Annotated in this window: 15 protein-coding genes; 10 read left to right on the plus strand and 5 right to left on the minus strand. The window is 41.5% G+C overall.

Annotation, left to right across the window (positions count from 1 at the left end):
* Positions 1 to 45 precede the first annotated feature (45 nt).
* The 4 genes from VB732_RS01290 (at position 46) to VB732_RS01305 (ending at position 6968) form a co-directional block, all read left to right on the plus strand.
* The gene (locus tag VB732_RS01290; protein ID WP_323229008.1) at positions 46 to 2676 is read left to right on the plus strand and encodes a PAS domain S-box protein; all 2631 of its coding nucleotides are present in this window, start codon (positions 46 to 48) and stop codon (positions 2674 to 2676) included.
* A gap of 471 nt (positions 2677 to 3147) precedes the next feature.
* Positions 3148 to 4140, plus strand: a complete 993-nt coding sequence (gene hemC, locus VB732_RS01295; RefSeq protein WP_323229009.1) for a hydroxymethylbilane synthase — start codon at positions 3148 to 3150, stop codon at positions 4138 to 4140.
* A 135-nt stretch (positions 4141 to 4275) separates the two neighbouring features.
* Positions 4276 to 5715 (plus strand): glycogen synthase GlgA, encoded by a 1440-nt coding sequence (gene glgA, locus VB732_RS01300; protein WP_323229159.1) that lies wholly within the window; start codon positions 4276 to 4278, stop codon positions 5713 to 5715.
* 173 nt (positions 5716 to 5888) lie between these two features.
* Positions 5889 to 6968, plus strand: coding sequence for an acyltransferase (locus VB732_RS01305; RefSeq protein WP_323229010.1), 1080 nt, complete (start codon positions 5889 to 5891; stop codon positions 6966 to 6968).
* A gap of 393 nt (positions 6969 to 7361) precedes the next feature.
* Here the strand turns inward: VB732_RS01305 and VB732_RS01310 are convergent, their stop codons facing one another.
* Positions 7362 to 8633, minus strand: a complete 1272-nt coding sequence (locus VB732_RS01310; RefSeq protein WP_323229011.1) for a HEAT repeat domain-containing protein — start codon at positions 8631 to 8633, stop codon at positions 7362 to 7364.
* Between the two features lie 620 nt (positions 8634 to 9253).
* On the opposite strand from VB732_RS01310, the gene VB732_RS01315 reads away from it, so the two are divergent.
* The 4 genes from VB732_RS01315 (at position 9254) to VB732_RS01330 (ending at position 11233) form a co-directional block, all read left to right on the plus strand.
* Positions 9254 to 9493: a hypothetical protein gene (locus VB732_RS01315; protein ID WP_323229012.1), complete on the plus strand. Its 240-nt coding sequence runs from the start codon at positions 9254 to 9256 to the stop codon at positions 9491 to 9493.
* A gap of 32 nt (positions 9494 to 9525) precedes the next feature.
* Positions 9526 to 10431: a HEAT repeat domain-containing protein gene (locus tag VB732_RS01320; protein WP_323229013.1), complete on the plus strand. Its 906-nt coding sequence runs from the start codon at positions 9526 to 9528 to the stop codon at positions 10429 to 10431.
* Positions 10432 to 10551: 120 nt separating this feature from the next.
* Positions 10552 to 10851, plus strand: a complete 300-nt coding sequence (locus VB732_RS01325; protein WP_323229014.1) for a type II toxin-antitoxin system HigB family toxin — start codon at positions 10552 to 10554, stop codon at positions 10849 to 10851.
* Positions 10835 to 11233, plus strand: coding sequence for a transcriptional regulator (locus tag VB732_RS01330; protein ID WP_323229015.1), 399 nt, complete (start codon positions 10835 to 10837; stop codon positions 11231 to 11233). The genes VB732_RS01325 and VB732_RS01330 overlap by 17 nt, the downstream gene beginning before the upstream one ends.
* A gap of 57 nt (positions 11234 to 11290) precedes the next feature.
* Here the strand turns inward: VB732_RS01330 and VB732_RS01335 are convergent, their stop codons facing one another.
* The 4 genes from VB732_RS01335 to VB732_RS01350 all read right to left on the minus strand — a co-directional run bounded on the left by VB732_RS01335 (position 11291) and on the right by VB732_RS01350 (position 13782).
* A complete protein-coding gene (locus VB732_RS01335; protein ID WP_323229016.1) occupies positions 11291 to 11899 on the minus strand; it encodes a HEAT repeat domain-containing protein in 609 nt (202 codons plus the stop codon).
* Between the two features lie 217 nt (positions 11900 to 12116).
* Entirely contained in the window at positions 12117 to 12611 is a 495-nt protein-coding gene (locus VB732_RS01340; protein WP_323229017.1) for a bleomycin hydrolase, read from the minus strand.
* Between the two features lie 84 nt (positions 12612 to 12695).
* Complete coding sequence (locus VB732_RS01345) at positions 12696 to 13253, minus strand: bleomycin hydrolase (RefSeq protein ID WP_323229018.1); 558 nt, start codon at positions 13251 to 13253, stop codon at positions 12696 to 12698.
* A gap of 358 nt (positions 13254 to 13611) precedes the next feature.
* Positions 13612 to 13782, minus strand: coding sequence for an NblA/ycf18 family protein (locus VB732_RS01350; protein ID WP_416235719.1), 171 nt, complete (start codon positions 13780 to 13782; stop codon positions 13612 to 13614).
* A 299-nt stretch (positions 13783 to 14081) separates the two neighbouring features.
* Here VB732_RS01350 and VB732_RS01355 point away from each other — a divergent pair, with 299 nt between their 5' ends.
* Both VB732_RS01355 and VB732_RS01360 read left to right on the plus strand, forming a co-directional pair.
* The gene (locus VB732_RS01355; RefSeq protein WP_323229162.1) at positions 14082 to 14696 is read left to right on the plus strand and encodes a phycobiliprotein lyase; all 615 of its coding nucleotides are present in this window, start codon (positions 14082 to 14084) and stop codon (positions 14694 to 14696) included.
* Positions 14693 to 15238 carry a hypothetical protein gene (locus VB732_RS01360; RefSeq protein ID WP_323229019.1) on the plus strand — a complete coding sequence of 182 codons (546 nt, stop codon included), beginning with the start codon at positions 14693 to 14695 and terminating at the stop codon, positions 15236 to 15238. Before VB732_RS01355 ends, VB732_RS01360 begins: the two co-directional genes overlap by 4 nt.
* The last annotated feature ends 213 nt before the right edge of the window (positions 15239 to 15451 follow it).

Below are 15451 nucleotides of genomic sequence, written 5' to 3' on the forward strand. Positions count from 1 at the left end.
AACAGTAAACTAGCCAGATGCTTCTAATCTCTCTTCTCTATGCTCATGGCAGATTTTAGTATTATCAACCTTGCTCCAATCTCTATTGGCTTTAGCATTATTGCCTTGGGGGTAATTTACTATTTTCTCAATCTGGAAGTAACTAGAAGGCAACGAGCAGAAGTAATTCTACGACAACAAACTGAGCGGGAGCGGTTGGTAAACCAGATTGCTCAACACATCCGTGAGTCTTTGGAGTTAGAAGAGGTATTGACTACCACCGTTGCAGAAGTGCGCGAGTTTCTGCAAGCAGATCGGGTGTTAATTTATCGCCTTTGGGAAGATGGGACAGGTAGCGCAATTACTGAAACAGTTTTACCTGAATATACAAAAATTTTAGGAGAAACCTTTCCAGAAGAAGTGTTTCCGAGAGAATATCACCAAGCTTATTCATTAGGGAAAACCCGCGCGATCGCTAATGTTGAACAAGCAGATGTCGAACCATGTCTAGCAGACTTCGTGAAACAATTCGGTGTCAAAGCCAAGCTGGTAGTGCCAATTCTCCAAGAAAATCGGGAAGCTGATAAACAACGAGACAGCAATTCTCCTACTTCTACACCTTATCTTTGGGGCTTATTGATTGCCCATCAGTGCGATCGCACCCGTGTATGGGAATCTTGGGAAGTTGAATTGATGAAGCAACTTGCAACCCAGGTGGCGATCGCTATTCAACAATCAGAACTTTACAAGCAGCTACAAACACTCAATGCTGAATTAGAACACCGCGTCCAACAACGAACTCAAGAGTTAGCTAAAGCCAATGTCTCTCTCAGAGCCGAAATAGCTGAACGTCAACGCACCCAAGCCGCCCTGCAAGCTTTAATTACTGCCTCTCCTCGCGCCATCTTCACGCTTGATTTAGAAGGGAATGTGAAAATCTGGAATCCGGCTGCTGAACGGATGTTTGGCTGGACGGAAGCGGAGGTAATCGATCGTCCTAACCCAATTTTTTTAGACGATCAATTAGAAGAATACAATACTCTGCAAGAAAGTATATTGCAAGGAACGACTTGTACCAGAGTCGAATTGCGCCGTTTTCAAAAAGATGGCACTGCGATCGATATAGTTTTCTCTGCTGCTCCCTTGCATGACAGTGATGATAGCATCAACGGCATGGTATCTGTGATTGCTGATATCACACACCAAAAAAAGCAGGAAGAACAAGTGCGTTTGCTGCAATCTGTGGTTGTAAATACAAATGATGGTGTAGTTATCACTGAAGCGCAATCCATTGGCGAACCTGGGCCAAATATTATCTATGTTAATGAAGCATTCACTCGAATCACAGGTTACAGCCTGGAAGAAGTTTTAGGTAAAACGCCCCGTATTCTTCAAGGAGCGAAAACAAGTCGCGCCGAACTAGATAAAATCTCGACTGCCCTATCTTGTTGGGAAACAGTCACGGTTGAAGTAATTAACTACCGCAAAGATGGCTCTGAATTCTGGAATGAATTTAGCATCGTACCCGTAGCCGATCAAGCTGGCTGGTATACTCACTGGATATCAGTACAACGCGACATTACCGAGCGCAAGCAAGCTGAACAAGCGTTGCGCCAAAGTGAAGAACGCTTCCGCTCATTAATTGAAAATGCCTTAGATATTGTCAAAATTCTCGATTTAAATGGTTCTATTCGTTACGAAAGTCCATCCGTAGAAAAAGTTTTAGGTTATCCACCAGCAGAACTAATTGGTAAGAACTTATTAGATTACATTCACCAAGATGATTTGGTTAATATTCACCATAGTTTTATTCATGCCATTGAAAATTCAGAAGTTACCGCTCCAATCGAGTTTCGTTGTCGGCACAAAGATGGCTCTTGGCGAATGCTAGAAGCGATTAGCCAGAAGTTTCTAGATAATACAGCAGACACTAGAATTATGGTTAACTGCCGCGATATTACAGAACGCAAGCGGTTAGATGAAATTCGCATGGCACTAGAACGAGAAAGGGAACTCAGTGTTCTGAAAACACGCTTTTTCTCAATGGCATCTCATGAATTTCGCACTCCTTTAAGTACTGCCTTAGTCGCTGCCCAATTGTTAGAAAACTGCCAGGATGAATGGGATAACTCTTCTAAACGATTGAGGAATTTACAGAGAATTCAACTCTCTGTCAAAAACATGGTTCAGATGTTAGACGATATTTTGACAATCAATCGAGCCGAAACTGGAAAACTAGAATTTAATCCTAAACTTTTAGATTTAGAAGAATTTTGCAGTGATTTTGTGGAAGAAATGCGCCTAAGTACAGATGAAAAGCACACACTTAGCTTTGTTTGTCAAGGGAAAGCTGTTCCAGGCTGGGTAGATGAAAGATTGTTGCATTCTATTCTGTCTAATTTGCTGCTGAATGCGATTAAATATTCTCCTCAAGGGGGTAATGTTTATCTAAGACTGGAGTTTAAATCAGATACAGTGATTCTTCAGGTTCAGGATCAAGGTATTGGAATTCCGCTAGCAGATCAAAAGCAGCTATTTGAGCCGTTTCACCGGGGCAAGAATGTCAGAAGCATTCCCGGTACAGGCTTAGGATTAGTAGTAGTGAAAAAGTGTGTGGATTTACACCAAGGTTGTATTAATATCACCAGTGAAGTAGGAATTGGCACAACTTGTGCGATCGCTCTGCCATTATTATAACGAGTGCGATCGCAATAACTTAAGGCAAGAGACGCGATGAATCGCCGTCTTTACGAGCTAGGATTTCCATCAAAAAACGTTGTTATATCAAGTTCAGGTGATTGCTTATCATAAAACTTCTCAATGTAGGTTGGGTTGAACGGCAGTGAAACCCAACATGAGCAAGGATCAAGCGTTGGGTTTCGTTCCTCAACCCAACCTACAAATACTACAGATACTTTACGGCGTATCGCGTCTTTACGAGCTAGGATTTCCATCCGACGCATTAACATTGCAGGGTATTGCCAAATTTAATTCGCTATAAATTAATCGAATGCTCTACTCGGTAGTATTGTTCGAGATTGCTGAAACCAGCTTTTGGTAAAGAATTGTAATCCAAAATCCAAAATCCAAACCCCAAAATTCTTATGAGTCCCTGACTACGGTAGTCTAGATGAGAGTGAATTATCGCCTAGTTTGATATATTGTTTTATGACTTCAGTTGTTTCTAGTCCCCCACGCACTATTCGCATCGGTTCGCGCAAAAGCCAACTTGCTCTGGTTCAAACCTATTGGGTACAAGCGCAACTCCAAAAAAGCTTTCCTGATATTACTTTTGAAGTCCACACCATGTCTACCCAAGGCGATAAAATCTTGGATGTAGCATTAGCTAAGATTGGCGATAAAGGACTTTTTACTAAAGAACTTGAAGTGGGAATGCTCAATCAAGAGATTGACTTTGCAGTTCATTCCCTCAAGGATTTGCCGACTAACTTACCAGAAGGGTTAACCCTGGCAGCAATTACGGAACGAGAAAATCCAGCCGATGCATTAGTTGTGCATGAAAAGCACAAAGACAAACAAATCGATACATTACCAGAAGGTGCGGTAATTGGAACATCTTCGTTGCGGCGGTTAGCACAGTTACGCCACAACTTCCCCCACTTTACTTTTAAAGATGTCCGAGGAAACTTAATTACCCGGTTAGAAAAACTGGATGCAGGCGAATACGATGCCCTAATTTTGGCAGCCGCAGGATTAGAAAGATTGGGAATGAGCGATGGCTGCGCCGGGTTGCACCTACGCATTCATCAAATTATCCCCAAAGAAATCTCTCTCCACGCCGTTGGACAAGGTGCTTTAGGGATAGAATGCCGTGCTGATGATAGTGAATTGCTATCTTTACTTAAAGCTATCGAACATCCTGCAACACGCGATCGCTGTCTCGCTGAACGATCTTTTCTGCGCTCTTTAGAAGGCGGATGTCAAGTACCTATCGGTGTAAATACAGAAATATCTGGTGAGAATTTGACCTTAACAGGCATAGTTGCCAGTATAGATGGTCAAAAGTTAGTAAAAGATAGCGTCACTGGCATGGCCAACAATGCCGAAGCGCTAGGCAAAGAACTAGCAGAAGTATTACGGCAACAGGGAGCTACAGAAATTTTATCAGAAATTTTTGCGGTAATTCAGCGTGGTTCCTAAGCAATTGGGCAAGCCGATGTGATTAGATAAGAATTGATCGCCGTTGTACCAAAGACGCGAAAAATTGCGTTGGTCGCGTGCGATCGAAGAGTGAATTTGACAATTGTAGACAGAATCGGGGAAGCAAAAATTACCATGCGGATTCTATTTGTTGCAGCAGAAGCAGCACCCATTGCAAAAGTAGGAGGAATGGGTGATGTTGTTGGGGCATTACCCAAATTCTTGAGAGAAATGGGGCATGATGTGCGGATATTCTTGCCTTACTATGGCTTCCTGCCAGACAAAATGGAAATTCCCCAAGAACCCATCTGGTGGGGAGATGCCATGTTCCAGCACTTTGCAGTCTACGAAAGTGTTCTACCTGGTACTGATGTTCCCTTGTACTTATTTGGACATCCATCCTTTACGCCGCGCCGCATTTATTCTGGAGATGATGAAGATTGGCGCTTCACATTGTTTGCTAACGGTGCAGCCGAGTTTGCCTGGAATTACTGGAAACCCGACATTATCCACTGTCACGATTGGCATACAGGGATGATTCCCGTGTGGATGCATCAAGATCCTGATATCACCACAGTCTTTACCATTCATAATTTGGCTTATCAAGGGCCGTGGCGTTGGTATTTAGAAAAAATTACTTGGTGTCCCTGGTATATGCAAGGACACAACGTAATGGCTGCGGCGGTGCAATTTGCCAATAAAGTAAATACTGTTTCGCCTACTTATGCCGAACAGATCAAGACAGCAACTTACGGTGAAACTTTAGAAGGTTTGCTGTCTTTTATTAGCGGTAAATTATCTGGGATTATTAACGGCATTGATACTGAAGTTTATAATCCCGAAAATGACAAATATATTGAGCAAAACTTTACTGCTGATACTTTAGAAAAACGCAAAGCTAATAAAATTGCTTTGCAACAAGAAGTAGGATTAGAAGTTAATTCCAAAGCCTTTTTTATTGGGATTGTAACCCGATTAGTGGAACAAAAAGGTATTGATTTGATATTGCAAATCCTGGATCGCTTCCTTTCTTATACAGATGCACAGATTGTTTTGCTGGGGACAGGCGATCGCTACTATGAAACTCAGATGTGGGAATTAGCATCCCGCTTTCCCGGACGCATGGCAACTTACCTACTGTATAACGATGCCCTGTCTCGCCGCATTTACGCTGGTACTGACGCTTTCTTAATGCCTAGTCGTTTTGAACCTTGCGGTATTAGCCAAATGATGTCTTTGCGCTACGGTTCTGTGCCTATTGTTCGCCGCACAGGTGGATTAGTTGACACCGTAACCCATCACGACCCTGAAAATGCCGCAGGCACAGGTTATTGCTTTGACCGCTATGAACCGCTAGACCTTTTCACCTGTATGATCCGGGCTTGGGAAGGCTTCCGTTTCAAACCGCAATGGCAAGAACTACAAAAACGTGGCATGAATGAAAATTTTAGTTGGTATCAATCTGCCAAAGAGTACGTCAAGTTGTACAAATCAATCTACGGCTTGCCAGAAGAAGAAGAGACACCAGAACCAGAGTTAGTGTTAAACGAGGCAGTCACCACTAGTAAATCCTAAACCAGTAGGGGCGATCTTTATGCCCCTAGTGTTTGTAACTTATAAGAGCATTGTTCATATTAGCCTGAAGATGCTACTTATAAGTTTTTTTGTTTCAAAAACTTGCTAATTCAACAAATTTCATTCCCTGATATTTTTCGATTCAGCTTGAAATAATTAACCGTGTAAATATCATGAATAAAAAATTAAATTTGCTACAGGTATATCGTGGTATAGCTGCCATACTAGTAGTTTTAGCCCACGGTAATATAATAATTTCTCATGAACTGCAACAAGATGATTTATTGCAGATATTTCATTTCGGTTGGATAGGTGTGGATTTTTTCTTCGTACTCAGCGGATTTATTATATTTTATATTCATCAATCTGATCTAGGCAAACCGAATAAGTTGAAGTCTTTTATTTTTAAAAGATTTATCCGCGTATATCCATTATATTGGAGCATTTTAAGCCTCAAAATCTTAGTTTCTCTATTTAATGCGAATAAAAATAGTATTTTTCAGCGAAGTCCAGACGAAATTATCAAGGCTATTTTTCTGCTCCCTCAAAGCCGTTCTATTCTAGAGAGTACTTTTATCGGTGTCAGTTGGACGCTTAGTTATGAAGTGTTTTTCTACTGTATATTCGGTCTATTAATATGGAAAAATACAAAAATTTTGCAATCCATAATTTGTGTTTGGATTATTGGTATAATTCTCAATCTTTTAAATTTACTACCAATCGACAAAACTTTTCTGCTCTCGTTTATATTTGACGAACATAATCTAGAGTTTGTGTTAGGTTGCTTGGCTGCATATACGATATATAAATACCAATTTAAGTTTGCAACATCATTAATTTACGCTTCACTTTTTCTGTTAGTTTTATCGATTATAAATACCAAATATGGGGAATTTGATGTTTCCGGTATCCCTTCATTAATAACTTATGGGATTTCATTTACACTGTTGATTATAGGATCTGTTTATTTGGAGATATCAAAGACAATAAATGTATCACTAATTCTAGTTTATCTAGGAAATGCATCTTATTCTATATATTTAACTCACGGTTTTTTCTTAAGCATTATAAGCAAAATTGTCACTAAACTTACAGAAAAAATCAATTTTTTATCCTTAATTCCCAATTCCACCATATATCACAATTTTATTGCAATTATAATTGTTGTAATAGCCGTAGCGATGGGATGCGTAATCCATTCTTATTTTGAAATGCCATTAATTACAAATATAAGAAAAAAGGTATTTGCCTAAATCATTGGAATGACTCATAAATATTAGACCTGTTTTTAAAATAGGGAGTATGGAAAATAAATTTTCATTGTTCCTTATGAATGCAGATCATTGAGTCTCTTGCAAAAATAAAAAAATTATGAATGTCATTCTTTTTGTTCCTACAGCGTTCCCGCAGGGTACAGAACACAGTGCAGAGAAAAATCTCACCAGAGGTTTCGCTCCAATACTGCGTAGGTTTTGGAGATTTGTAGACTGGGTTGAACTTTAGTGTTACCCAACAAAGCCCTGAAAATATTGGGTTTCGTTCCTCAACCCAACCTACACCAGAGTTATTTTTTAGGCTTAACCAAGCAGTATTGCGTTTCGCTCTACTCTACTCAATATGACAATTTAAGCATTTATGCCAGAAATCTATTGATTACTCGTCGCTTTCGCCTTAATTAACCAATCAGCATCATTAACACATATTTTCCGACCGAATGAGTCTCCTAAACGGTCTAGCGCTAATAAACAAGCATATTTCAAATCCCAAATCGGCGTATTGAGGCAAATTTTGATTTCAGGAATTGCTCGTGAATCACCCAATTCACCAAGAGCGATCGCACATGCCGCACGAGATTTCTGAAACTGGGGTTCGCGGTTGTGCAGGTTTTCTATTAACAAATCGTAGGCGGGAGCATATTTCAGCCAGCCGAAAAGTTTCATCACATGATAATGAGCGCCATAATCGTTATATGCTTTATCCCCATAAGTTGTTAAAAGTGCTTGAGGTGCTTTTTCTGCATAGATATCTAGCAAGGTTTTTGTCGCTAAATAGCAGCGTCCAAAATCAGTTTCGTAGAGTTCGTTAATCACAAAATCTAATCCAGGGATAGCATCATACTCATGTACTAAATCAAGGTTATTGGGATGATCGTAAAGTACTTGTTCCAAATAAGGTTGAATTTCTGCAAAGGTAATTTCACCACTAGGAACGCCTGCATCCAAAAGCATCCGCAATCCTCGCAACCGAAACACCAGAGATACAGGACAACGAGCAATTTCTGGGATGGCTTTGTAGTAGCGTGCATCAATCAAGTCTTGAATGCAACTGCGCCGTGCATTAACGCTGGAACTTTGCAGCAGCGCCATCACCTCATTAATTTGGGAGTAGTCATCGGTGAAACGACAAACTGTAGCGATCGCAGCGCTACGGGTAGGTTCATCTTCTACTTTAGTAAATTTATTTACACGCTCTAATGACGATTGATAATCAGCATTAGCTAAAGTGTGAATAATAACTCGATATATTTGACCCGGTTTGTCTAGTAATTGCGCCACTTCTTCGAGAATTTCTGGATCTTTAGTACCGATTTCCCCGATCGCCCACACGGTATTTTCAACAGTATAAATATCATCATCTTTAAGGCATTGCCGAATTACAGGTAAAGCTGATTCAGCCTGCAATCGCCCCAGGCTTTCCACAGCCTTGCGTCGGACAATCCGATGGTCTAACTCATCAGGGTTACTAGTTTCAATCGCCCGCACCAAAGCCGCGATCGATTTCTCAGTGGGATAATTAATTAAATGGGAAACAGCAATATACTTATCAGAAGCATCTTCGAGTTGTTCTAAAGGTGTATCGATAATTGCGATCGCTTGATCTTCTGTTAGCCCAAACATTTTAAAAAAACGTTTATCCATGTGATCTAAAAATAGCTCTTTGATAATTGCTCAGATGTCACATTTACTATCGTACTAGGGACTGGGGACTGTAAAATAGCTATATAAATAGGACTACGCAAAACTACATAATATAGCGACAATTGATGAATTATCCTAATAAGAAAATCTTTCTTTTCAACAATTGTCGGTGTAAGTTTTGATAAATTATTAGGGATTTTTTCTGACACTAAGACTATATAAGGCTGCGGTTTATTCGCGTAGGGCAATTCATGAATTTCCTCTACAGCGTGTATTGCATCAGTTAGTTTTATAGGCATAACAATGCTAGCGCGATATCTACGACGGGCTACGCCTACGCACTTCAACTTCAAAAACCTAGAAAACTTGCAGAATTTAGATCAAAAGCTGTAGTTAAGTTCGACTTTTGAAGATTTCTATCAAAAAGCTTTACCAGTGGTAACGCGATCTGAGAAGATCGGAATATATGCATTTGTCAGCTATTAGTTAGTTGCCTCTTGCCAATTGTTCAATTCTATGCACTTGCTAAGTGCTAACTTTAGCGAGTAACCACATACAAACGATAGTCGAACACTGAATACACATCATTCATATAAACACGCATTTAGGAAACAAAAATTATGGATGAAACCTCAGAACTCACAACAACCGATAACATAACTCCTCAAGATGTCGCCGAAGTGATTGCAGAACTTGAGCTATATCGGGAACGTCTAGTTCAAGAAACTACAGAAACAGCAAAACGGGCGAAGTTGATGAGAGTTAATGTTATGGCAAAACTGGAGCCTGAGCTTGCCAAAATTGATTCTGCACTCCAAGAACTGCGTAATCAGCAAGCTGCCTTGAGCGTCAACAACTAGTAATCATCTTGATAATTTAGCTATAAGTCATAATGCTCGACTCTAAAACTCAATCCGGGGAAGATTCGTTAAATCTTTCCCAGGCAAAAACTGATGCAATACTAGCGGCAGTCAATGAGCAATTCGGCTTAAATTCCTTTAACCCTGACGATCAAGAACTACTCAAGCAGATGATTGAGAGTATGGGGGACTCACGGGGGATGGTTAGGTTGAGTTTTGCAGAGGCGTTGGGTAAAGTCGGGAAACCGGCAACCCCTTTGTTGATGGAAGCTGTAGCAAATCACCCAAACCCAGTTGTACGCAGAGCCAGCGCCAAAACTTTGACACTGATTGCCGATCCGATCGCAGTTCCAACTTTGGTTAATGCCCTTTTAAATGACGAAGATACGGTGGTTAAAACCTCGGCGGTGGGAGGACTTGCCAAAATCGGTGAGGCAGCTGTGCCAGCATTGCTGCAAATCTTAGCGTCAACCGAGTATCCAGAAAGTGCGAAAGGACATGCTGTGTGGGCGCTGGGATTTATCGGGGCAGAGGCGAAGGAGCATTTATATCGAGAAATTAACTCAGACTCGGCTGATGTTCGGGCTGCGGTGGTGGGTGCGATCGCTAAAATTGCTGAAGAAGGCACTGAAGAAGGAGCATTTCAAATCCTGGTAAACGCCCTCACAGATTCATCCTTAATGGTACGGTGTGAAGCGGCATCTGCTTTGGGCAGTCTGGCTTATCAACCAGCGATTCCTAATTTGGTTGAGTTACTGTATCATCCCGATTGGGAAACTCGGAAAGCGGCGGCTCTGGCATTAATGAAAATTGGCGATCGCACTGCCTTAGAACCCCTACAAGCCGCATTAACCGAAGAACAGGAAGCAGGAGTACAGGCTGTGATCGAGTTAGCGATTTCTCAAATTGAGAGACAGTTAGAAGAAGATTCTTGGTAATAAGGCATGTATGTTTACATCTTGACATTTCCCTCTCTTTTTGAGAGTATTTAATTAGCAATTAGTTTTTTGTTGATTGATAAATATAGATAAAGATATAGATAAAGAACTTAAAGACAAATGCATCTGATTGCGATCCGTAACCTCCGCATTGATGCTGCCCAGTACCCTGATGTCAAAAAGCAAATTGACGACTGGTATGCAACCGTCAAAAAAGTGGAATGGGGAAACTTGGAGGACGTTCGTCAGATTTATCGGGATGCGGAAGCGGTTGGAAATTTTACTGTATTTAATATCAAAGGGAATGACTATCGCCTGATTGTCGGTATTGATTACGAAAACCAAACGGTTTATTACAAATACTTTCTAACTCACGCTGAATACGATAAAGGTAAATGGAAAAATGACCCTTACTTTTGACCAAGCTGCTTATAGTATTCTGCTTGCTGAAGTTGCTCCCAAGGTGATTGAGACGGAAGAAGAGTATGATCGCGCCCTAGCTGTGGCAGAGCGCCTAACGTTTTGCAAGAATCGGACTCCAGAAGAACAAGCTCTGCATAAGCTGATAGTAACGCTGATTGAAGTGTATGAGGCACAGAACTATCCAATGGATGAATCTGCACCGCATGAAATTCTCCAACACATTATGGAAGCTAGTGATACTCGTCAAGCTGACTTAGTGGGTATCATCGGATCGAGTGGCGTTGTGTCTGAGGTTGTGAACGGTAAGCGATCGATTAGTAAGGCACAAGCTAAGGCACTTGCAGATCACTTCAAGGTGACACCCAGTCTGTTCATCTAATGTATTTGCTCTATTAGAATTGATAAAAGTAGTTATATAAAAGGAGGGTAGCGATCGCTACCCTCCTTTATAATTCATCACCTGATCTAATCGGGGCAAAGCACTCACTGCTGATTCACGAATGTATGGATCGGCAGATTCATCGTTAGTTAATGCCGTCAACACTTCCACTCCCCGCATATCACCCATCGAACCCAGTGCATTAACAATCGCTACAGCCAGCGCAACATTATCTATTGTTTTTAAAGCTTCAGCCAAAATCTCAAATGCAGGAGAACCAATTTCACCCAGTGCCATTACTGATGCAATATAGACAACGGCATTTGGATCGTTGAGCGCTGTTTTCAATCCCTCTAAGCCCTCATTTGGAAAAGGAACATCTGGATGGTTAGCAGCAACCTGTGCCAAAGCCTTAGCACAACTACCTCGAATGGTTGCATTCTCGCTATTCACTAATGAATCTACTAGTGATGGGACAGCATCTGTACCAATAGCACCCAATGCTTTTACCGCCGCTCTACGGTAAGTTACATTCTCTTCATCCAAAATACTCATCAGGCGAGAAATCGTATTTTCATCACGAACATCAGCCAGTTCCCACATAGCTCGTTCCCGCAGATTAGGGTTGGGGTGTTTCAACTGTTCAAATAGAGAATCTATTATCATAAAAGAAAATTTTCCTGTTTAAATCCCCCAAGTTCAATCATGAATTACGAACTACGTTCGCGTAGCGTGCCGGAGGCTCTATTACGAATTACGAATTAGTAACAACTAAGGGACTCTTGATCAATCGCTCAACCAGATACAGGCAAAGCAACACATCGGGAGTCCCTAAGTTTTAGAGTATGACGATCGCTCGTCTACGTCTACTCAATCCCTATTACTATGAAAGGGAGTTGATTACGTAGTCGAGGAGAGAGCGAAACTCTACTAATGCTTGAGGAGACATATCACGAGGAGAGCAAGCGCGATCGCGAGTATAAGTCATCGCGGTAACGTAGGGAGCAGTGGGCAGATTTAAAGAGCGATAAACTTCACGAGCGCCTGCAATACCCCACTCATCGAGAGGGCCAGTACCACCCACAACCAAGCTGTAGTTAATCAAGCGTAGGTAGTGCTTGATGTCGCGGAAGCACTTGTCTTTCTTAACTTGAGTGTCGCCAGCTTCACCTTCTTGGTTCAGATAAGGATATTTCTTAAAGGCAGCATCATAAGCTTCTTTAGCTACGTTATCAATACCAGCAGCGAGCTTCTCAGCAGCTTCTAAACGAGCGCTTGCACGCTGAATACTACCTTGAACGGATTCTAGATCAGAGGAAGTGGGGAAACGACCTGCTGCATCAGCAGATCCAATAACCGTAGTGATAACTGATTTCATTGCTTTTTATACTCCAGATTAGATTTGATCGGTTTTAATTTCAGTTGGCTTGACTAATAGGCTTTAGCCTTTAGGAATTAGCAGTTAGCTCAAAGCGGAAATAACGCGATCGAAGTAGCTAGCAGCTTCAGCAGCTAAAGCAGAGCAGTCGCCTTCAGGAGTTTCCAGTTTACGGAATCTTTTGCCAGCGTTAGCTTCAGTATTGGTGTTGGTGATGTGAGCGACGCTGATAGCCTTCAGGATTTGGAAAGCGCGTACAGAAGATCCAGTAGGTACGCCCAAAGCTGTGTAGGTTTCTTTCAGACCGTTCAAAGCACGATCATCTAATACGGAAGAATCACCAGCCAATAGCGCATAAGTTACGTAGCGCAGAACGATTTCAGCATCACGTAGGCAAGCAGCCATCCGGCGAGTTGGGTATAAGTTACCACCAGCTTGAAGCAAACCTGTGTTTTCACAAGCAATACCAGCGATCGCATCCGAAACTGCACAGCTAGCATTGCTGGCGATCGCATTCACAGCATCAAGGCGCTTGTTGCCTTCAGCAATGAAAGACTTAAGGGCTGCTAAGTCAGCACCACCGATAGGAGCGGTTTTGGCATCAGCCGCAATTACAGCTCTAGAAAAAGCATCAAGAACCATGAGTTCTCCTTAATATTCACAAATGGCGGATATTATTTCTGGCCTGTTCTCGATCAGAATTCACTGCGAGTAGCCAAACAAAAACATAGGGTATCAATAGTACCCTAGTCTTTACTATGAGAGACAAAGTAATAATCTGTAATATTCTGATTGGGAATTGGGAATTGGGAAGAGGACAAGGGGACAAGGGGAAAGACTTGTTGTAAGTTCTAAACTTTTGTCCCCTGCCCCCTGCTCCCTGCTCCCTGCCCCCTGCCCCCTGCCCCCCTGCCTCTTCGCAATGCCTAAAAAATTAAGACTTACGCATTGTTTGCCACCGCGTAAGTCTTAAGGGAAAGATATTCTTTTTTTTATTCGATCAAGCTTGTTTTAAGAGATGTTTGACCAAATTATCTTTTACCATCATCTGCCGTAAAACTTCTAACAAAAATTCCTGAGCTTCTTGTTGACTCAAATTCTTTACTTGGTCTTTTAAATTTTGTAAGCGAAACTGTTGTTCTAAAGTTAGTTCCATTGGAAAATCCATCATTCACTCCTCTGATTAACTGAATCGAAGGTATTTATTTTTGCTGCTAATGTGAAGACGATCGCTTTCTACTAGTTTAACACTTGGATATTAAAATGTCTACATTGTCAAGCTATAGAGAATCACACTCATAAAAATTTACAATTACGTCACAACATCTGTCATTTTCCGTTTACAGGGAGTTTATTGAAGCCGATCGCTAATGGTTGTAATGTTTAGAATGTTTATATACCAATAACTGTAAAAAGAAAAAACACGTATAACATCATCCGCAGGAGTCATAAGTAGGAGTCAGAAGATTGATAGACGCAATGGAATTTTTTCAGCTAAGTGCTGGTAAGTGGCGATCGCAACGGGCAACCCATCATCTGGCGTTCAAGCGCTCAGAGACGGGAGAATCGGATATACAGGTAGAAACTCTGGAAGCTAATCATCCAGAAATCATTGAACTGTGCCAGTATCATGGAATTGACCCCAGCTTATCAGTAGGTGGATCGCGTGTGCGTTGGCTAGGCACAATGGCTTGGGATAGAGATAATGAGGAGAACCATCAGGGAAAAACTATATTTGCGATCGTGCCTGATGAGGATAATCCAAGGGCCGGCAAATTACTGCGCGAGAGAGGTTACGCCGAAATAGTGCCTGTAGTCGGTCTTTTTCACATGGATGATGAAGACGGACTAGTGTTGACAACCGAATATGAAACGATGAGTTCCATCGAGAGATTTTGGTTTGCCAGCCCAAATATGCGGTTGCGAACCAGTACGGTAAAACGCTTTGGTGGCTTCAGCACGGCATCATTTTGTACTGAAAGCCGGATTGAAGGTTCTACTGAAGTTTCCAACACAGAACAGGTAACATCCGCACAAGGGCAAGATGTAGAAAAAAGACAATTTTATTCAGTTTTGGGCTGGTGAATTATCTCAAGCAAAGTGATGCTTTTATTCGTGGGCAAGATTATCTGCGTCGGGTGCAGAGACTTGCCCTAGAGCCAGGGATGGTGGATGTGTTCGATAACCTGCGCGATCGCATCCCCATTTGCACTTGGATTGGCGAAAATATTAACACCGTTAACGCTCAGATCAATGCTTATTTAGAAATTTGTCATGAGTGCTTTCATCCGCAAGAGCGTCGCCACATCCAGATTTTTGCAGTGCCCATAGCTCAATCTTTTGGCATAGACGGGCTGTGCAATATTCTCACAAATCCCATCACTATTTTGGTAGATGTTGGTCGAGTCGCACCTAAAGACTGGTTTGGTGTAGTCGTCCATGAATACGCCCATGCCCATGTAGGAGACTTTGGTCACAATCAGCAGTTTGCTAACATCCTATCTCATCTATGTTTAGGACTAGGATTACAACCACCCTACTGGGAGGAAGGAATGGAAGCAACTTTGCGTAGCTGGCCTTACTGTAAATCGACTATAGATCCCCTGGAATTTTGGATAGGTCATTGAGGAGGTAGGGGGCAGGGAGCAGGGAGATTAGTTTTCCCAATTCCCAACTTTCATTAATTTCTTTTGCTAAATGTTAAATATTGTTGCTTCAGTTAAAAAAAGTGAAACTTAATCTTTTAATCTAAAATATGTAAGCAAAATTTTTTAATCATTTGTAGTTTTTTGTAGTTCTAAATGTAGAAGTTAGCACTAAGTTGCATTACTTTTATTGAT

The organism is Nostoc sp. UHCC 0252, assembly GCF_034931145.1.
In the GTDB taxonomy this organism is placed as follows: domain Bacteria; phylum Cyanobacteriota; class Cyanobacteriia; order Cyanobacteriales; family Nostocaceae; genus Nostoc.